The organism is Rhodovulum iodosum (genome assembly GCF_041020385.1).
In the GTDB taxonomy this organism is placed as follows: Bacteria; Pseudomonadota; Alphaproteobacteria; order Rhodobacterales; family Rhodobacteraceae; genus Rhodovulum; species Rhodovulum iodosum.
In genome coordinates, this window is record NZ_JBEHHI010000001.1 from 1,512,396 (window position 1) to 1,531,893 (window position 19,498).

Here is a 19,498-nt window from a genome sequence, read left to right on the forward strand (position 1 = left end):
GGGGTTATTCCCCGGCCTCCTCCTCCTCTTTCTTTTCGACGATTTCCTCGCCGGTCTCCTGGTCGACCATCTTCATGCTGAGCCGCACCTTGCCGCGGTCGTCAAAGCCCAGAAGCTTGACCCAGACCTCCTGGCCCTCTTTCAGTTCGTCCGAGGGGTGGTTGAGGCGCCTGGGCAGGATCTGGCTGACATGAACCAGGCCGTCGCGCTTGCCGAAGAAGTTCACGAAGGCGCCGAAATCGACGATCTTGACCACGGTGCCCTTGTAGATCTTGCCTTCCTCGGGCTCTGCCACGATCGAGTAGATCATGTCATAGGCCTTCTGGATGGCTTCGCCGTTGGGCGAGGCGATCTTGATGACGCCGTCGTCGTTGATGTCGACCTTGGCGCCCGAGACCTCGACGATCTCGCGGATCACCTTGCCGCCCGAACCGATCACTTCGCGGATCTTGTCGGTGGGGATCTGCATGGTCTCGATACGCGGCGCGTGGACCGAGAACTCGCCCGCCTCGGTCAGCGCCTTGGACATCTCGCCAAGGATGTGCATCCGGCCCGCTTTCGCCTGGGCCAGCGCCTGCTCCATGATCTGCGGCGTGATGCCCGCGACCTTGATGTCCATCTGCAGCGAGGTGATGCCGTTTTCGGTGCCCGCGACCTTGAAGTCCATGTCGCCGAGGTGGTCCTCGTCGCCCAGGATGTCGGTCAGCACGGCAAACGCGCCGTCCTCTTCCAGCACCAGCCCCATCGCCACGCCGGCGACCGGCGCCTTGAGCGGCACGCCGGCATCCATCATGGACAGCGACCCGCCGCAAACCGAGGCCATCGAGGACGAGCCGTTCGATTCGGTGATCTCGGACACCACGCGGATGGTGTAGGGGAAATCGGTCGGGGCCGGCAGCACCGCCTGCAGCGCGCGCCACGCCAGCTTGCCGTGGCCGATCTCGCGGCGGCCCGGACCCATCACGCGGCCAACCTCGCCGACCGAGTAGGGCGGGAAGTTGTAGTGCAGCAGGAAGTTCGACCGGAAATTGCCGTGCAGGGCGTCGATGATCTGCTCATCGTCGCCGGTGCCCAGAGTGGTGACGACCAGCGCCTGGGTTTCACCGCGGGTGAACAGCGACGAGCCGTGGGTGCGGGGCAGAAGGCCGGTTTCGCAGACGATCGGGCGCACCTGGTCCAGTGCGCGGCCGTCGATCCTGTGGCCGTTCTTGACCACGTCGCCGCGCAGCACGACCGATTCCAGCTTCTTGATGGCAGAGCCGAGGTTCGCGTCTTCGAGCTGCTCCTCGGTCAGCGCCGCCTTGATCGCCTCTTTGGCGTCGGCAACGGCGGTCACGCGCTCTTGCTTGTCGGTGATCGCGTAGGCGGCGCGCATCTTCTCTTCGCCCGCGGCCTTCACCGCCTCGAAAAGCTCGGAATAATCCGGCGGGGTGAAGTCGAAGGGCTCTTTCGCCGCTTCTTCTGCAAGCGAGACGATCAGGCCGCAGACCTGCTTGATCTGGTCATGCGCGAAGGTCACTGCGCCCAGCATCTCGGCCTCGGTCAGCTCGTAGGCCTCGGATTCGACCATCATCACCGCGTCGCTCGTGCCGGCCACGATGAGGTCGAGCCGCTGCTCGGGGTTGTTGCGCAGGCCCTGCATGTCCTCGACATCGGGGTTGAGGATGTATTCGCCATCCACAAAGCCGACGCGGCAGCCCGCGATCGGGCCCATGAAGGGCACGCCGGAAATCGTCAGCGCGGCAGAGGCCGCGATCATCGCCACGACGTCGGGGTCGTTGACGAGGTCGTGCGACAGCACCGTGCACATCACCAGAACTTCATGCTTGAAGCCGGGCACGAACAGCGGGCGGATCGGACGGTCGATCAGGCGCGCGGTCAGCGTCTCTTTCTCGGTCGGCCGCGCCTCGCGCTTGAAGAAGCCGCCGGGCACCTTGCCCGCGGCGTAATATTTTTCCTGGTAATGGACCGTGAGCGGGAAGAAATCCTGCCCCGGCTTGGGCTCCTTGGCGAAGGTCACGTTCGCCATGACAGAGGTTTCGCCCAGCGTGGCGATGACGCTGCCGTCGGCCTGGCGGGCAACCTTGCCCGTTTCCAGCGTGAGCGTCTCCTCGCCCCACTGCATGGTCTTTTTGGTCTCTTTGAACATTCGTCTATCCTGTAAGGGCACTCCCAGGCGTATCCCGGGTCCCTGTTTGACTGGCGGCCCCATTGCCGCCGACCCCTCCTATCTTCCTCTCGAGCGCCGGGGCCGTGGCGCGCCGTCTCAGATGCAGGGGCCTTACAGGAGATGCCGCTTTTTGGAAAGGGGGTTGTCCCCGCGCCGGGGCTAGAACACCGCGTGGGCGCCCCGGTCGTCGGCCACATCGCCGCGCAGCATCGCGGCGTAATGGGCGCGCAGCGTGTCGGTGCCGAATTCCGGTGTGGCGTCGGCCTCGTAGCGGCCCGTTGCCGGGTCCAGCAGCAGCATCGACTCGCTGGCATAGTAGCGGCCGATCCTGGCCAGTTCCGCCTTTTCGGCGGCCTTTGGCACGATCCGCCCCGCCAGGCCCAGCCCCGCAACGATGGTATCGAGCAGCTTTAGCGGGACGTGTTTGAACTTCGGCTCCTGCCCGGCGAGGTCGAACAGCATCCGCCCCTGGTCGAGCGGCGTCAACGCGGGGCCCGGCCCGCCGATGGGCAGGATGCGGTTCTGCAAATCCGGCTCGGTCAGGCAAAGCGCTATGTAGCGGCCCAGGTCGGCATCGCTGATCGGCTTGCAGGCGGTCAGCCGCCCGTCGCCGAAGACGAGAAAGGGCTTGCCGGCCTTCACGCGCTCGACCTGCCCGGAGAGCGATTTGAAAAACGCCGTGGGCCGGACGATCGACCATGTCAGCCCCGAGGCCGTCAGCTCTTCCTCGAAGGCCAGCTTGGCCTGCTGGAAGGCCAGCAACGGCTTTTGCACGCAGATCGCCGAGAGCAGCACGAACTGCCCCACGCCGGCGGCTTTCGCGGCCTGCAGAAGGTCGGAATGGGCCTGGTAGTCGACGGCCCAGGCATCTTTCGGCGCGCCGCTGCGCGAGGCCAGGCACGACACCACCGCGTCGACCCCGCCGGCCAGCGCCGCCGCCTGCGTTGCGGCGTCGGTCACGTCGCCCCGTGTCACGGCGCAGCCCGCGAGCCCGCCGGTTGCAGATCCGGGCCGAACGAGGGCCGTCACCTCGTGGCCCGCCGCGTGCAGCGCCTGCGCGGTGGCCCGGCCGATGCTGCCCGTACCGCCCAGCAGCAGCACGCGTTTCGCGTGGGTCTTGTCGTCGCTCGTCATGCCGCCACCCTAGCGAACCGGCATGGCGAGACAATGGAACCTTTGCCGCGGGTGCGCCGCCGCGTGCGGCCCGTGCCAGCCGCCCGGCGCCATCGCGCGATTGCGGGACGGACCGGATGCCCGGCAACGGCAGATTGCCAGACGGGGCCTCACCGGACATCATGGCACGAAAACCAGCCGCGGTAGGGCCTGCTCATGGACGTATTGAGAACTCCGGACGAGCGTTTTGACAACTTGCCCGGCTATTCGTTCGACCCCAATTACATCGATGACCTCGACGGCTACGAGGGCCTTAGGGTGCATTACGTTGATGAAGGCCCGGATGACGCGCCACGAACGTTTCTGTGCCTTCCGGGTGAGCCGACATGGGCCTACTTGTATCGGCGCATGATACCCGTTTTCGCGGAGTCCGGCGCGCGGGTGGTCGTGCCGGACTGGTTGGGGTTTGGACGGTCTGACAAGCCTGTGGATGACGCGGTCTACGGCTTTCATTTTCATCGCGGCATGATGATGGCCCTGATCGAGAAGCTGGACCTGAAAGACATCACCTTGGTGGTACAGGACTGGGGCGGCATTTTGGGACTGACCCTGCCGATGGATCTCCGCCACCGGTTTTCGAGATTGATCGTCATGAATACGGCTATCCCAGTCGGCGAGAGCCTGGGCGAGGGGTTTGAGGGCTGGAAAGACTACGTGGCAAGCCGCCCCGACATGGATTGCGCAGCATTGATGAAGCGGGCATGCCCACATCTGAGCGCGTCCGAGGCGCAAGCCTACGAAGCCCCGTTCCCGGATCGGCGATACAAGGCGGGCGTTCGCCGGTTTCCGCAAATGGTCATGGTTGGTCCCGGGATGGACGGTATCGAAACCGCGAAGCGCGCGCGGCACTTCTGGCAAACGGAATGGGACGGGGAAAGCTTCATGGCCATCGGTGCAAAAGATCCGGTGCTGGGCGTTCCGGTGATGAGACGCCTGCGCGAAACCATAAAGAACTGCCCGGAACCGATGGTCCTGAAAGAGGCCGGCCATTTCGTGCAGGAGTGGGGCGACCCGGTCGCGCGCGCGGCACTAAGGTATTTCGGCGATATGTCGTGAGCGCCCCGGCGGCTTCGGCATTGCCGCTCTTTTTGGTTCGCCAGGGCGCGCACCGGCCACGGCGGCGTACCCGGCACCGGGCGCAAGGGTGATGGCATGTCGGGCGTGAAATGCCCGAATCTGAAGGCCTCAAACGAAAACGCCCGCTCCTGCGAGCGGGCGTCCTGCACTTTGGTCTCTGGCGCCGCTTAGCGGCGAATGCCCAGTCGCTGGATCAGGTCCTTGTAGCGGGCCTCTTCCTTGCCCTTGAGGTAGTCCAAGAGCTTGCGGCGCTGGGCGACCAGCTTCAGCAGGCCACGGCGCGAGTGGTTGTCTTTCTTGTGGGTCTTGAAATGCTCGGTCAGCGTCGAGATGCGGCTGGTCAGGATTGCGACCTGCACCTCGGGCGAACCGGTGTCGCCGTCCTTGGTGGCGTATTCCTTGACCAGGCGGGTCTTTTCTTCGGCAGTGATCGACATCGGGATCTCCTCTAATTGGGGTCAAGACGGCACAAGCCGGGATGTCGTCCAGCAGGGCCCATGCGGCACCGCCCATTTCGGGCGGATGCGGGCGTATACGGGATTCGCAGGCGCTTGGAAAGGGGGCGGTTACTCGGCCTCGGCCTCGATCTGCCGGGCGATCTCGCCGGCCCAGTCGCCGATGATCGGGATGAAGTCGATCTGCGACAGCGAAAAGGCGATGGCAGAGACCAGGATCGAGGCGCCGACCACCGTGCCAAGGCCGAACGCGAGACCGCGCAGGAACTGAAACCCGACGCTGCGCCAGAGCGAATTCTGGACCCGCACGAAACGATGCGCGTTGAACCGCTCTACCTCTTGGCGCAGCGCGGCGGTTTCGCGGGTCAGTGCCTGTTGCGTCTGCTCGGCCTCGTTCACCGGGATCGCCCGTGTCCGTTTTTCATTGCGACGCAGCCTAGCCCGGCGGGGCGCCGACGCCAAGCCCGTGCCAGCCCAGCGCGGCGATTTGCGAGGCGGGCACCAGCACCACAGACGCCGCGCTCAGCCCTGCGGCGGTCCGGATATCGGCCAGCGCCGCCCCGTCGAGGGTGAGCGTGGCGCTGTCGCCGGGCCCGGTCTCGACGCCGATTTCCGGGTCGGGATGGGCGGTGTCGTCGTAGACGACGATCAGCCGGTCCTCTTCGGCGTCGAAATCCTCGATCTCGGCGGGCGCGTCCGCGCCCGCGATCCAGTCGCCCATGACGAAAGCGTCGGACGCCCCGCCGCCCGTCAGGGTGTCGCCGGCGCCGCCGATCAGCACGTCCTCGCCCCGCCCGCCGTTGAGGAAATCCGGCGCGCCGTCATCCCCGGCCGGGCCCGGCGCGCGGGGCGTGTCGAGACCCGACAGCCGGTCGGCCCCGTCATTGCCGTTCAGCACGTCCGCCCCGGCGCCGCCTTCGAGGATGTCGTCTCCGTAGCCGCCCATCATCGCGTCGTCGCCCGCTTCGCCGTCCATCATATCGTCGCCCGGCCCGCCGATCATCAGGTCGTTGCCGGCGCCGCCCTTCATCGTGTCGTCGTCGGCCTGTCCGGCCAGGGCGTCATCGCCCGCGCCGCCGGCCAGCCTGTCCGCGCCGCGGTCGCCCTCGATCCGGTCGGCCCCGCCGGCCCCGTCGAGCATATCGTCGCCCGCCGCGCCCAGCAGGATGTCGTCGCCGGCGCCGCCGTCGAGGATGTCGTCGGCGGGCGTGCCGAACAGCACCGCGCCGGCCGCCGCGTTATCCGCTGCCGCATCCTCTGCCGCGTCATCCAGCAGGTCGGCCCCGCCGGGGCGGGGGGCGCGGCCGGTCTCGTCCGCGTCGTCGGTCTCGCTGTCGGAAAGGCTGTCCAGCCCGACCGATGCGCCCAGCATGATGGCCCCAAGAAGCCCGGCTATCGCAAACATCCGCTCAATCCCCGCATGCGCGCTCGTGCCGGCGCGCGACGCCCCCGCGCGCAGCCTACCCTGTCGCGTCGCCGCGCGGCCGGGAAAATCGCCGCATTGGTTAAGCGAGGGTGTGCGCGGTCACAGTTTCGTGAAACCCTGTGCCGAGGGCAGGTTGCCGCAGCCGGGGCTGGTGCAAACGGGTGTTTCAAGGCAGGGGCCACGCTAAGTAGCCGGCAGGGTCGGGAAAGTGGATGCGATGCTGTTGCAGTTACACGATGTCGAGAAAGCCTATGACAGCGGCGCGGGCCGGGTCAGCGTGCTGCGCGGCGTTTCGATGGCGGTTGCCGCCGGAGAGACCGTGGCGCTGACCGGCGAGTCGGGATCGGGCAAGAGCACGGTTCTGCATCTCTGCGCCGGGCTCGACCTGCCCGATTCAGGCCGGATCGAGGTCGAGGGGCAGGACATTGCCGCCGCCGACGACCGGGCCCGCGCGGCGCTGCGCCGCGATGCCGTGGGGCTGGTGTTTCAGCAGTTCAACCTGATCCCCTCGCTCGACGTCGCCGCCAACCTCGCGTTCCAGGCCCGGCTGGCCGGACGGCAGGACGCGCCCTGGGTGGCCGATCTCGCCCGCCGGCTGGGGCTTGCCGACCTGATGGACCGCTACCCCGAGCAATTGTCGGGCGGCCAGCAGCAGCGCGTGGCCATCGGGCGGACGCTGGCAGCACGCCCGCGGCTGATCCTCGCCGACGAGCCCACGGGCAACCTGGACGAAGAGACCGGCGACGCGGTGCTCGACCTGATGCTGGGTCTCGTTGCCGAGGCCGGGGTCGGCCTTTTGCTGGTCACCCATTCGCCGCGGCTGGCCGCGCGGCTGGACCGCCGGCTGTTGCTCAAGGGCGGGAGGCTGGCGTGATGTACCGCACGGCCCTCTCTGCGCTCCTGTCGCACTGGCGGCGGCACCCGATGCAACTGGGCAGCCTGCTGTTGGGGCTGGCACTGGCCACGGCGCTGTGGTCGGGCGTGCAGGCGATCAATGCCGAGGCGCGGGCGAGCTATGACCGCGCCGCCGGCGTGCTGGCGCAGGACCGGCTGGAACAGCTCGTGCCCACCGACGGCCAGCGGTTTTCGCAAGAGGTCTACGTGGCGCTGCGCCGCGCGGGCTGGGACATCTCGCCGGTGCTGGAGGGGCGGTGGAGCCGCGCCGGGCGGTCGGTGCGAATCCTCGGGATCGAGCCGTTGAGCCTGCCGGCCGGCGCCGCGCCGCAGCCGGTGGCGGCCGGGGGCGACATGGCGGCTTTTCTCAGCCAGCCGGGGCAGGGATTCGCCGCGCCGCAGACGGTGGCCGCGCTGGACGGCGCCGATGGCCTGCCGCCGCTGACGGCTGCGCCGGACATGGTGCCGGGGATGGTGCTGGTCGATATCGGCATCGCACAGGGGCTTTTGCGCGCCGAGGGCGAGGTTTCGCGCCTGCTGGTCGCGCCCGCTCAGCCGGTGGGGCGAACGCCGCTGGGCGAGGTCGCGCCGGGGCTATCGCTGCGCGCGCCGCAGGCCGAGGCGGACGTGGCCAACCTTACGGGCAGCTTTCACCTCAACCTGACCGCCTTCGGGTTTCTCTCGTTCGCGGTTGGGCTCTTCATCGTGCATTCCGCCATCGGGCTGGCGTTCGAGCAGCGCCGCCCGATGTTTCGCACCCTGCGGGCGCTGGGCCTGCCGCTCGGGGCGCTGGTGGCCATCCTCGCCGCCGAGGTGCTGATCCTGGCCCTGGCCGCCGGGTTGGTGGGGATCGGGCTGGGCTATGGCATTGCCGCGGCGCTCTTGCCGGATGTGGCGGCGACGCTGCGCGGGCTTTACGGCGCGGCGCTGCCGGGCAGCCTGTCGCTGAGGCCCGAGTGGTGGCTCGGCGGGCTTGGCATCGCGATGCTCGGCGCGGGCGTGGCCGCGGCGCAAAGCCTCTGGCGGCTGTGGCACCTGCCGCTCCTGGCGCCGGCCCAGCCGCGGGCCTGGGCGCGGGCCTCGGCGCGAGCGCTGGCGCGGCAGGGGGCGCTGGCGGGCGGGCTGGCCGTGGTCGCGGTTCTGGCGGGGCTGTTCGGGCAGGGGGTCGCGGGCGGTTTCGTTCTGCTGGGCGCGCTGCTCTTGTCGGCGGCCCTGGCGCTGCCCGGCGTGCTGGCCCTGATCCTGGGCGCTGCGGAACGGGCCAGCCGGGGCGCGCTGGCGCAGTGGTTCTGGGCCGATACGCGCCAGCAACTGCCGGGCCTTTCGCTGGCGCTGATGGCGCTTTTGCTGGCGCTCGCGGCGAATGTCGGTGTCGGCACCATGGTGGCGAGCTTTCGGCTGACCTTTACCGGCTGGCTGGACCAGCGGCTGTCATCGGAGTTTTATGTCACCGCCCGCAACGAGGCCGAGGCGGGGCGCCTGCACGACTGGCTTGAGCCGCGCAGCGACGCGCTGTTGCCGATCTGGAAGATCGAGGGGCCGGTCAGGGGCCGGACGGCCGAGGTCTACGGCGTGGCCGATCACCCGACCTATTCCGAGAACTGGCCGATCCTGACCGGCACCCCGGATCTGTGGCAAAGCCTGGCCCGGGGCGAGGGGGCGATCGTCAACGAACAGTTGTGGCGGCGCGAGGGGCTGCGGCTGGGCGACAGCCTGACCTTGCCCGGCGGGGCCGAGCGCGCGCTGGTGGGCGTCTATTCCGACTATGGCAACCCGCGCGGTCAGGTGATCATCGGGGTCGAGGACCTGACGGCGCTTTACCCCGAGGTCGAGCGGCTGCGCTATGCGATACGAATCGATCCGGAAAAGGTGCCTGACCTGCGCAGGGCGCTGGTCGATGAGTTCGGCCTGCCCGCCGACAACATGATCGACCAGGCTTCGGTCAAACGCTTCTCGCTGCAGGTGTTCGAGCGGACCTTCGCGGTGACCGCGGCGCTGAACGTGCTGACCATGGGGGTGGCGGGATTCGCGATGTTCACCAGCCTGCTGACGCTGGCCACGATGCGCCTGCCGCAACTGGCGCCGGTCTGGGCGCTGGGGCTGACACGGGGCCGGCTGGCGCGGCTGGAGCTGGTGCGCGCGCTGCTGCTGGCGGCGCTGACCATGGTGCTGGCGCTGCCGGTGGGGCTGGTGCTGGCCTGGGCGCTGCTGTCGGTGGTCAACGTGGCGGCGTTCGGCTGGCGGCTGCCGATGCATGTCTTCCCGGCCGATTGGCTATGGCTCGGGGCGCTGGCGCTGGCGGCCGCGGGGCTGGCGGCGGCCTGGCCGGCGCTGCGGCTGGCGCGGATGCCGCCCTTGCGGCTGCTCAAGGTGTTTGCCGATGAACGTTAGGCTGATTCTGGTCCTGATGGTTTGGCCGTTCGCGGCGATCGCCCAGGGCTTTGCCGGGCTCGGGCAGGGTGCCGAGGGCTTTGCCACCCCGCGGCCGGGTGTCGCGCTGGAGTTCCCCGCCGATCACGGCGCGCATCCCTCTTACCGAATCGAATGGTGGTACCTGACGGCGAACCTGAAAGGTGAAGACGGGCGCAGCTACGGCGTGCAGTGGACGCTGTTCCGCTCGGCCCTCGCGCCCGAGACCCGCGAGGGCTGGGCGGACCCGCAGATCTGGATGGGCCATGCCGGGCTGACCACGCCCGAGCGGCATTTCGTGGCCGAACGCCTGGCGCGCGGCGGCATCGGGCAGGCGGGCGTCACCGCCGTGCCCTTCGGCGCCTGGATCGACGGCTGGCGGATGCAGGGCCGTGCAGCCGAGGGCCGGGACGAACTCTCAGCGCTCAGCCTGACGGCGCAGGGCACGGACTTTGCCTACGACCTCGATCTCACGGCCGAGGGGCCGCTTGTTGCCCATGGCCAGAGCGGCTATTCGACCAAGTCCGAATCCGGTCAGGCAAGCTATTATTACTCGCAACCGTTCTACCGCGTGGCCGGCACGCTCGACCTGCCCGAGGGGCCGATTGCGGTGACGGGTCGGGCCTGGCTCGACCGCGAATGGTCCAGTCAGCCGCTCGATGCGGAACAGAAGGGGTGGGACTGGGTCTCGCTTCATTTCGAATCGGGTGAAAAACTGATGGGCTTTCAGTTGCGCAGCACCGATGGGGCCTATACTTCCGGCACTTGGATCGGGGCCGATGGCCGGGCCGAGCCGTTCGAGGACGGGGTCTTGACGATGACGCCTCTCGGCCGGGCCCGGGTGGCGGGGCGCGATCTGCCCGTGCGCTGGCGGCTGGAGCTGCCGGCAAAGGGGCTGGACGTGGAAATCGACGCGCTGAACGCGCAAAGCTGGATGGAGACGCGCTTTGCCTACTGGGAAGGTCCGGTCCGCATCACCGGAAGTCACCGGGGCGAAGGGTACCTGGAGATGACGGGATATGAGTGACCCGTTCTCGACGCTTGAGGGCACGCTGGACCAGGTCTGGCTGCGACTCGCCCGCGGCGTTGCCGAAAAGCGTGCGCCGGCGCGCCATCCGGTGCTGGCCACCATGGGCCCCGAGGGCGCCGAAGTGCGCACGATGGTGCTGCGCTATGCGCGCCGGTCGATCGACCGCGTCGAGCTGAATTCCGACCTGCGCTCCGCCAAGGTGGACGAGTTGCGCGCCAACCCGCAAGGCACGCTCCTGATCTGGGAACCGCGCGCCAAGTTGCAGATTCGCCTGCGCACGCGGTTCGAGATCCTCGAGGGCGACAAGGTGCGCGGGTACTGGCGCGCGATGCCCGATCCCGCGCGGCTTCTTTATGGCGGCAAGCCCGCGCCGGGGATGCCCATCGGCCACCCCGCCGAGCACAAGCCGGTGCCCGATCAGGCCGCCTATTGCGTGCTGCGCGGCACGGTGGTCGAGATCGACACCCTGCAGCTTGGCATGCCGCGCCACCGCCGGGCGTTGTTCCGCGCCGTCGACGGCTGGGTCGGCAAGTGGAGCGCGCCCTGAGCCAGCCGGACCGGACAGGCCCCTTTCGCCTTTTCTTGCCCTGCGTCTATATCCCTGTTTGAATTGAACGACTTCAAAGGTCCCCGCCATGCAAGCTCCTCTGCCGCTCACCCGTGATCTGGTCCTGATCGGCGGCGGGCATGCCCATGCACTGGTCCTCAGGTCCTGGGGGATGAAGCCGGTGCCGGGCGTGCGGCTGACGGTGATCAATCCCGCCCCCTCGGCGCCCTATTCGGGCATGCTGCCCGGCCTGATTGCCGGACACTACCGGCGCGACCAGTTGGAAATGGACCTCGTGCCGCTTGCGCGCCATGCCGGGGCGCGGCTGATTCTCGGCCGCGCGGTCGGCATCGACCGGGCGATGCAGCGCGTGATCGTCGAGGGCCGGCCGCCGGTGCGCTATGATGTCGCCTCGCTCGATATCGGCGTAACCTCGGCGCTGCCCGACGTGCCGGGCTTTGCCGAACATGCGGTGCCGGCCAAGCCGCTGGCCGACTTCGCCGAGGCGTGGGAGGGTTACGTGGCCCGCGCCGTCGCCGGCGAGGTGGCGCCGCGGGTCGCGGTGATCGGCGCGGGCGTCGCCGGGGTCGAGCTGGCGCTGGCCGCGCGGCACCGGCTGGCGGCAAACGGCCTGACACCCGAGATTACCCTGATCGATGCAGGTACGCGCATCATGGAAGGCGTGGGCCTTGGCGCCCGCGGCGCGCTGAAGCGCGCGCTCGCGCGGCAGGGGGTCGATGTGCGCCTGGGCAATCCAGCGGTGCGGATCACCGCCAAGGGCGCGGTTCTGGAGGACGGGCAGAAGGTGCCCGCGAGCCTGGTGATCGGCGCGGCGGGCGCCCGGCCGCAGCCCTGGCTGGCCGAGACCGGGCTCGACCTGACCGACGGTTTCGTCACGGTCGACCCGTTCCTGCGCTCGGTCAACGACCCTGCGATCTACGCCGCGGGCGATTGCGCGCACCTGTCCCACGCGCCGCGGCCCAAGGCCGGGGTCTACGCCGTGCGCGAGGCGCCGATCCTGCTGAACAATTTCAAGGCCGACCTGACCGGCGCCCTGCGCAAGCCCTTCCGGCCGCAGCGCGGCTATCTCAAGCTGATCTCGATGGGCGACAAGACCGCGGCCGCAGACCGGTTGGGCTCGCGGCTAGAGGGCGAATGGGTCTGGGCCTGGAAGGACCGGATCGACCGCGACTTCATGGACCAGTTCAAGCGCCTGCCGTTCATGGACACCCGCGTGATCGCGCCCGCCAACTCGGCCCGCGGCGTGCGCGAGATGCTGGGCGGGCGTCAGCAGCCCTGCGGCGGCTGCGCCGCCAAGCCCGGACACGAGACCCTGCAAGGCGCGCTGGCCGACCTGGCCGATCCCCAGCGCGACGATGTGCTGGCCGGCCCCGGCGACGACGCCGCGGTGCTGGCCCATGGCAACGGCGCGCAGGTCTTCACCACCGATCATCTGCGCAGCCTGACCGAAGACCCCTACGTGATGGCCCGTATCGCGGCGGTGCATGCGATGGGCGATGTCTGGGCGATGGGCGGAAAGCCGCAGGCGGTGTTGTCGAACCTGATCCTGCCGCGCATGGCCGAACGGATGAGCCGGGCCACGCTGACCGAGATCCTCGACGGCGCGGCCGAGGTGGTGCGTGCGGCCGGGGCCGACCTGGCCGGCGGGCACACCTCGACCGGGCCGGAACTGACCGTGGGCTTTTCCGTCACCGGCCTGGTCGACGGGCCGGTGATCGGGCTGAAGGGTGCCCAGCCGGGGGACGCGCTGATCCTGACCAAGCCCATCGGGTCGGGCACGATCATGGCCGCCGAGATGCAGAAAAAGGCCACAGGGGCCGAGGTGCTGGCCGCGCTGGAGATCATGCAGACGCCCTCGGCCACGGCGTCCGAGGTTCTGGCCGAATGGGCCCACGCGATGACCGATGTCACGGGCTACGGGCTGGCCGGGCACCTGCTGGGCATGTTGCGTGCCTCCCGCGTGGCCGCCGAACTGGACGAGGTGCCTTACATGGAGGGCGCGGTGCGGCTGGCCGAGATGGGCATCCGGTCGACGGCATTCGCCGAGAACGCGCGGTTTGCCGTCGATATCCCGGGGGTCGACCTGCAAGAGCCTCACACGGCGCTGTTGTTCGACCCGCAGACGGCGGGGGGCCTGCTGGCGGCGGTACCGGGCGAGCGGGCGGCAGATGTGCTGGGCGAACTGGCCGATCGGGACGTCGCCGCCTGGCGCATCGGCAGGCTTTACGCCGGCGCACCGGCCGTCACGTTCCCGTAAGGGTCCGCGCCGCGGCGGCGATGCGCGCCGCCGCCTCCTCCAGCGCCTCGGGCGCGAGCGAGGGCAGCGCGATTTCCTGGACAGGCAAGTCGGCGAAGCGCGCGCGCTGGCGCGCGTAGCGCGGGTCGTAATGGTCGGCCATCAGGGTTTCGGCCAAGCTTTCGAAGGCGCCGGCCTGCGCCATCTCGCGCCATGCCTCGATGCGCTCGTGCGGATGCTGTGGGGCCAGCCCGTCGATGGTCGACAGCAGCCGCGCGGCATCCTCGGTCACGTCGCGGTAGCGGCGGGCAAGATAGCGCGCGCGTTCGGGCAATGACGCGGCCAGCACCATCCGCGGCGCCGATTTCATCGCCTCCCACAGCCCGGGCGGCAGGTTGATATGGCCGATCTTGCTCGACTCTGCCTCGACCACGACCGGGCGGGCCGGGTCGATCCGCCGGCGCAGCGCGGCCAGCGCGGTCTCGAACCCTTTCTGCGCCGGCTGCCCGCCCGGCATCGCCCCGAAGAGCGATCCGCGGTGGTTGGCCAGCCCCTCCAGGTCGATCACCTGCACGCCATGCCGTGGCATGAGCGCCAGCAGGTCGGTCTTGGCGGTGCCGGTATTGCCGTCCAGCACGACGACGCGGCCGGGCCAGGGCGCTTCGTAAAGCGCCTGCTTGACCAGCCGCCGATAGGCGCGCCAGCCGCCCTGGATCGTGTCGGCCTGCCAGCCGATCTGGCGCAGGATCAGGGCGAGCGAGCCCGACCGCTGCCCGCCGCGCCAGCAATAGACCAGCGGCCGGTAAGAGCGCGGCCGGTCGGCCAGCGTCGTCTCGATATGATGCGCGGCGTTGCGCGCCACGATGGCCGCGCCCATCTTGCGCGCCAGAAACGGGCTTTCCTGCGTGTAGACGGTGCCCACGCGCGCGCGCTCTTCGTTCGACAGAACCGGCAGGCTGATCGCGCCGGGGACATGGTCCTCGGCGTATTCGGCGGGCGAGCGGACGTCGATCACCTCGTCGAAGGCGAGGTGGTCGAGATCGTCCAGATCGGAAAGCGTCAGGGGCATCGCGGCCTTTTACGGGCCCTTGGCGCGATGGGAAAGGGCTCAGTCGAAGGCGGTGCCCGACTTTACCCCGAGCTTCTTGAAGATCATCGCGGCGGGGCAGAACCCGGTAAAGGACGCCTGGATCATGTTCACCCCGATAAAGGCGGTGAAAAGGTACCACCAGTCCGACACAAAGGTGCCGAGGGCGAGGCTGAGAAGGATCATGAAGCCGGCAAAGCTCATCACGGCGCGGTCGAGGGTCATGGCAGTCTCCATGCGAAAAACGCCCGGTCGGGGCAACGCGTCCCGGCATGTCGGCGCCGGGGCCGCCGATACTATGGCGAAGCGGGCGGGCGTGGGCAAGCGCAGCAAAAACAACTGAAAATGGACCGCGCTTGACAAGTGTCAATGGCCCGTGTTCCAATTCTTCGTGACGCGGAAACCGGCGTTGTGCCGGTCGAGCGGGTTAAGCGGTCTGGGGCGTTAGGCCTTGGTATCAAAGGTATTTATAGCACCGGGACGGAGCACCGGTTGGGCCGGTGGTTCGCTGAAAAGTTTTCCTCGGCGCCGGAATGCCGCTGATTTGACCGCAGGGGAGGCGACGAGTGCTATGGGTGCGGCACCTCTCAGGATCGCGGGGCTGGTGGCGCTGATGATGAGCGGCACAGCCTGTTCGGGCGATCAGGATGCCGCGGTGCAATTTCTGGGCTGCGATGCCAGCTTCAGCCGCTTCGGACCCGAAATCCTCTCTCAGGAAACCGACCGTGACAGCTTTGCGGTGCAGGCGGCCGCGTTCTTCGCGCGCGTTTCGCCGGCAACCTTCGCCGACGCGGTTTCGGGCGGGGCGCCCGGTGCGGCGCTGAGGGCGGACGCGCGGTTCGCCGGGGGCGATACCGGCTGGCGTCTGTGGCGGCCGGTGCCGATTCCCGACGATCCCGATGCGTTCTACGAAGAACCCGCACAGGCCCATTACCTGATCCGCCCGCCGTCCGGCGCCCGGTATGACAGCCTGGTTCTGGTCGGCCTGCCGGCCGAAGGCGGCGCGCTGGGCAGCCCCGCGCTGGCCGGGCGCCTGCGCGCCGGCGGAGAAACACCGTTTTTCACCATCGAGCCGGTTGAGCCGGCGCGGTGCACAATTGACCCGTCCGCGGTTGCGGTCGGTCTGGAGGCGTTGCTGGCCATAACCGGTCAGCCATAGAAGGGGAGAGATTACGATGGCTGGAAGTCAAACGGTGACGGCGAGCACAAACACACTGCTTGCCGGTCTCAAGCGGACCACCCAGTGGGACACGAGCTCGCTGTCCTACAAGGTTGCGACCAGCGCCGACTCCGCGCGGATCGACGCCGTCTATACCAATCGTTTCGGCCAGGCGCCGGGCACCGCCCACGACCCGTTCAATGCGACGGATGCCGATGAGGACGCGTTCATCGCATCCATCAACCAGGCCATCGCCGCCTACAGCCTCGTCTCCGGCCTGAGCTTCTCGACCGAGTCGGACGTCAACGACGCCGACCTGGTGTTCTCCGGCGGCTATGACGAGCTGCGCTATTCCAGCGGGCGCACGCCGATCGCGCGGATGGACGCGCCGGGCGAGAACCTCAAGCCAGGCGAAACCGACGATTACCAGTCGTTCTTCTTCACCCGCATGGCCGACGAGCGGATCAACCGCGACGGCGAAACCGGCGGCGCCAGCATCAACCAGTTCGTGATCCTGCACGAACTGGGCCACGCGCTGGGCCTCAGCCACCCGCATAGCAGCGACCGCGGCACCACCGCCTGGGCCGATGCCGGACGGGTGTCGACCGACAACAAGGCCGACAACGCCCGCTACACGGTGATGTCGTACGAGGTCGGCGCGATCGACCGGCTGGTGTTCAACGACGCTGCGACCGGCGGCTTCGGCCACACGGTCACGCCGTCGTCGCTGGATATCGCGGCGCTGCAGGACATTTACGGCACCTCCACGGCCCATACCGGCAATACCACCTACACGCTGACGAACGCGCGCTCGGCCGCGCTGGACGTTGACGGCAGCGACAACGGCATCTCGATCGGCCGCGCCTTTTACACGATCTGGGATACCGGCGGCACCGACGAGATCGAGTATTCGGGCACGCGCAACGCCTATATCAACCTCAACGACGCCACCCTGGTGCAGACCGACACGCCCGCCGATACCGAGCTTCTGACCCAGATCCGCCGGACCGACGCGTACAGCACCATGGTGACCGATCACGGTGACGGCACCACCAGCCACGTCAAGAACGAGCTGACCGATGCCGGCTACCACGCGGGCGGCTATTTCTCGACGCTCACCGAGGCGGGCGCTGGCACCCAGATCGGCGGCTATGCCATCGCCAACGGCGTGGTGATCGAGAACGCCACCTCTGACGAAGGCAAGGACATCCTGATCGGCAACGACGCCGAGAACGAGCTGACGTCGGGCGATGGCAACGACCTTCTGGTCGGGGCCGGCGGCGATGACGACCTCGATGCGGGCGCCGGCGACGACGAGTTGATCGGCGGCATGGGCGACGACATGCTGGAAGGCGGCTCCGGCACCGACACCGCCTATTACACCGAGCCCTGCCGCAACTACGAGATCTCGAACGATCCGGCGACCGGTACGGTGACCATCGAGCATGTCGACGGCTCGCGCGTCGACGGCTACGACATCCTGACCGGGATCGAGCGGGCCAAGTTCGCCGATGGCGTGATCGACCTGACCGAAGACGATATCGGCTGCCCGCCGCTCGACTTCATCTTCCTGGTCGATCTGTCGGGGTCGTTCTTCGATGACCTCTTCTCGTTCCGTGCCGCGGCCCGCGACATTGCCGCCGACCTGCGTGCCGAGAACTCCGATGTGCGCTTTGCCATCGCGTCCTTCATCGACAAGCCCGAGTCGCCCTATGGCGCGCCCGGCGACTACCTTTACCGGCCCGAACTGGCGCTGACGGATTCGGTTGCGGATTTCGAGGCGACGCTTGACGGGCTGAGCACCGGCTCGGGCGGCGACGGTCCCGAGGCGCAATGGGTCGGCCTTTGGAACGCGGCCAACGGCGTCGGCCTGAACCTGCGCGAAGACTCGTCGCGCATCATCTACATGGCCACCGACGCCCCGGCGCATTCGGCCTCGGATTACGGGCTGAACGAAGCCAATATCCGCGATTTCCTCGAAACCTCGGGCACCGAGGTCGAGGGTGAGGGCACGCCGGGCCTCGTGGCCGATTTCGGGACCGCGACCGAGACCTCGTCGACCTCCAGCGCGATGGGTGCCGACGGGATCGAGGTCGAGCCCTTCGAGGTGGAAACCCGCGACCCGGACGATCCGGGCTACGACACCGGGGCGGAAACCGACTATCCCACCGATGACCCGTTGTTGTCCGAGATGGGCGCCGCCCTGCGCGACCTCAGCGCGACGCCGATCATCGGCACTACGGCCGGCTACGGCTCGGCGGAGGCCTACGAGTCGGCGCTGGCCGACATGGGCGGCGGCGGCGTGGTGATCGAGACGTCGTCCGACGGCAGCGACATCGCCGACGCGGTGCGGGCCGGCCTGGCCGAAATCTCGGGCGCCGTCACCGGCTCCGGCACAAGCGGCGACGATGTGCTGGAGGGCACCGAGGGCTCCGACGTTCTGCTGGGGCTTGCCGGTAACGACACGATCACCGGCCTCGGCGCCAGCGACCAGCTTGACGGCGGGTCGGGTAACGACACGATCGATGGCGGCGACGGCAACGACGAACTCGACGGCGGCACCGGTAACGACACGCTGGACGGCGGCGACGGCGACGACGATATCCGCCCCGGCGCCGGCGCGGACATCATCACCACCGGCGCGGGCGACGACGTCATTTCCGGCCCGCCTGACTCGCTGGGGTCGAGCTTCGAAAGCGACCGGATCACCGACATGACCGACCGCGACGGCATCGTGCTGAGTACCTACGACCCGGGCGAGGCCATGCCGGAACTGACCCTGACCGTGGGCACGGATTCCGCGTCGGCCGAGATCACCACCCTGACTTCCGATCTCGACGGCGACGGTTTCAACGACTTCACCCTGATCTTCGACGGCGACGTTACCGGCCTGGGGCTGGAGCTGTTCGAGAGCGGCGGCGAATACGTGATCGCGCGGCAGGACTACAACGGCACCACCGGCGATGACGTGGTCAGCGGCAACGGTTTCGACAACATCATGGCCGGCTTCGGCGGCGATGACGAATTGTCGGGCGAAGATGGCGATGACGTCATTAGCGGCGGGCTTGGCGCCGACTTCCTGCGCGGTGACGCTGGCGCCGACACCATCTATGGCGGCGACGGCACCGACACGATCAATGGGGGCGACGGCGACGACACGATCCTCGGCGGCGATACCGAAGCCGACCGGCGCGACGAGATCTACGGCGGTGACGGCAATGACACCATCAATGCCGGCTACGGCAACGACCTGATCTACGGCATGAACGGCAACGACACCATCGCCGGCGGCTTTGGCGCCGACGAGTTGCAGGGTCAGGCGGGCGACGATGTCATCACGGGCTCGGCGCTGTCGGACCTGGTGTTCGGTGGCGACGGGAACGACTTCGTCAATGGCGGCTTCGGCTTCGACCGGATCAATGGCGGGGACGGGGCGGACAAGTTCTACCACCTCGGGATCCGCGACCACGGGTCTGACTGGGTTCAGGACTACACCGCCGCCGATGGCGACGTTCTGCTCTTCGGCGACGCGACGGCCTCGGCCGACGATTTCAACGTCCAGTTCACCCACACCTCGTCGCCCGCCACGGGGCGGTCGGGCGACGACGACGTGCAGGAAGCGTTCGTTGTCTACCGTCCGGCGGGCCTGATCGTCTGGGCGCTGGTCGATGGGGCCGGGCAGGACAGCCTCAACATCGAGATCGGCGGCGAGGTGTTCGACCTGCTGGCCTGAGCCAAGCGCGAAAGACAACGGGGGCGCGCCGCCGCGGGGTGGCGCGCCCCTTTCGTTGGGGGCCGCGTACCGCGCGCGCCG

General features: G+C 68.5%; 15 protein-coding genes. 8 read left to right on the top strand and 7 right to left on the bottom strand.

The annotated features are described in order from the left end of the window. Window positions 1-4: 4 nt before the first annotated feature. Both pnp and Ga0609869_RS07455 read right to left on the bottom strand, forming a co-directional pair. Window positions 5-2,149, bottom strand: coding sequence for a polyribonucleotide nucleotidyltransferase (gene pnp / locus Ga0609869_RS07450; RefSeq protein WP_125408474.1), 2,145 nt, complete (start codon window positions 2,147-2,149; stop codon window positions 5-7). Between the two features lie 180 nt (window positions 2,150-2,329). Beyond that, window positions 2,330-3,304: an NAD(P)H-binding protein gene (locus Ga0609869_RS07455; protein WP_125408475.1), complete on the bottom strand. Its 975-nt coding sequence runs from the start codon at window positions 3,302-3,304 to the stop codon at window positions 2,330-2,332. A 195-nt stretch (window positions 3,305-3,499) separates the two neighbouring features. Here Ga0609869_RS07455 and Ga0609869_RS07460 point away from each other — a divergent pair, with 195 nt between their 5' ends. Then, complete coding sequence (locus tag Ga0609869_RS07460; protein ID WP_125408476.1) at window positions 3,500-4,399, top strand: haloalkane dehalogenase; 900 nt, start codon at window positions 3,500-3,502, stop codon at window positions 4,397-4,399. Between the two features lie 188 nt (window positions 4,400-4,587). On the opposite strand, the gene rpsO is transcribed toward Ga0609869_RS07460, so the two are convergent. The 3 genes from rpsO to Ga0609869_RS07475 form a co-directional block, all read right to left on the bottom strand. Further along, window positions 4,588-4,857 carry a 30S ribosomal protein S15 gene (gene rpsO / locus Ga0609869_RS07465; protein ID WP_125408477.1) on the bottom strand — a complete coding sequence of 90 codons (270 nt, stop codon included), beginning with the start codon at window positions 4,855-4,857 and terminating at the stop codon, window positions 4,588-4,590. A 129-nt stretch (window positions 4,858-4,986) separates the two neighbouring features. After that, a complete protein-coding gene (locus Ga0609869_RS07470; RefSeq protein WP_125408478.1) occupies window positions 4,987-5,274 on the bottom strand; it encodes a DUF5665 domain-containing protein in 288 nt (95 codons plus the stop codon). Between the two features lie 37 nt (window positions 5,275-5,311). Beyond that, window positions 5,312-6,247: a calcium-binding protein gene (locus tag Ga0609869_RS07475; RefSeq protein ID WP_170168878.1), complete on the bottom strand. Its 936-nt coding sequence runs from the start codon at window positions 6,245-6,247 to the stop codon at window positions 5,312-5,314. A gap of 271 nt (window positions 6,248-6,518) precedes the next feature. Here Ga0609869_RS07475 and Ga0609869_RS07480 point away from each other — a divergent pair, with 271 nt between their 5' ends. The 5 genes from Ga0609869_RS07480 (at window position 6,519) to selD (ending at window position 13,459) form a co-directional block, all read left to right on the top strand. After that, window positions 6,519-7,175: an ABC transporter ATP-binding protein gene (locus Ga0609869_RS07480; RefSeq protein WP_125408480.1), complete on the top strand. Its 657-nt coding sequence runs from the start codon at window positions 6,519-6,521 to the stop codon at window positions 7,173-7,175. Beyond that, window positions 7,175-9,586 (top strand): FtsX-like permease family protein, encoded by a 2,412-nt coding sequence (locus Ga0609869_RS07485; RefSeq protein ID WP_125408481.1) that lies wholly within the window; start codon window positions 7,175-7,177, stop codon window positions 9,584-9,586. The genes Ga0609869_RS07480 and Ga0609869_RS07485 overlap by 1 nt, the downstream gene beginning before the upstream one ends. Then, complete coding sequence (locus Ga0609869_RS07490; RefSeq protein ID WP_125408482.1) at window positions 9,576-10,631, top strand: lipocalin-like domain-containing protein; 1,056 nt, start codon at window positions 9,576-9,578, stop codon at window positions 10,629-10,631. Before Ga0609869_RS07485 ends, Ga0609869_RS07490 begins: the two co-directional genes overlap by 11 nt. After that, window positions 10,624-11,181 (top strand): PNPOx family protein, encoded by a 558-nt coding sequence (locus Ga0609869_RS07495; RefSeq protein ID WP_125408483.1) that lies wholly within the window; start codon window positions 10,624-10,626, stop codon window positions 11,179-11,181. Before Ga0609869_RS07490 ends, Ga0609869_RS07495 begins: the two co-directional genes overlap by 8 nt. A gap of 88 nt (window positions 11,182-11,269) precedes the next feature. Continuing rightward, window positions 11,270-13,459, top strand: a complete 2,190-nt coding sequence (selD, locus tag Ga0609869_RS07500) for a selenide, water dikinase SelD (protein ID WP_125408484.1) — start codon at window positions 11,270-11,272, stop codon at window positions 13,457-13,459. On the opposite strand, the gene mnmH is transcribed toward selD, so the two are convergent. Both mnmH and Ga0609869_RS07510 read right to left on the bottom strand, forming a co-directional pair. Then, complete coding sequence (gene mnmH / locus Ga0609869_RS07505) at window positions 13,446-14,507, bottom strand: tRNA 2-selenouridine(34) synthase MnmH (protein ID WP_125408485.1); 1,062 nt, start codon at window positions 14,505-14,507, stop codon at window positions 13,446-13,448. The two genes, selD and mnmH, sit on opposite strands and share 14 nt — an antisense overlap. 39 nt (window positions 14,508-14,546) lie before the next feature. Next, the gene (locus Ga0609869_RS07510; protein WP_125408486.1) at window positions 14,547-14,750 is read right to left on the bottom strand and encodes a YgaP family membrane protein; all 204 of its coding nucleotides are present in this window, start codon (window positions 14,748-14,750) and stop codon (window positions 14,547-14,549) included. Between the two features lie 346 nt (window positions 14,751-15,096). Between Ga0609869_RS07510 and Ga0609869_RS07515 the strand changes: the two genes are divergently transcribed. After that, complete coding sequence (locus tag Ga0609869_RS07515) at window positions 15,097-15,684, top strand: hypothetical protein (RefSeq protein ID WP_125408487.1); 588 nt, start codon at window positions 15,097-15,099, stop codon at window positions 15,682-15,684. A 16-nt stretch (window positions 15,685-15,700) separates the two neighbouring features. Beyond that, complete coding sequence (locus Ga0609869_RS07520; RefSeq protein ID WP_170168879.1) at window positions 15,701-19,417, top strand: M10 family metallopeptidase C-terminal domain-containing protein; 3,717 nt, start codon at window positions 15,701-15,703, stop codon at window positions 19,415-19,417. The last annotated feature ends 81 nt before the right edge of the window (window positions 19,418-19,498 follow it).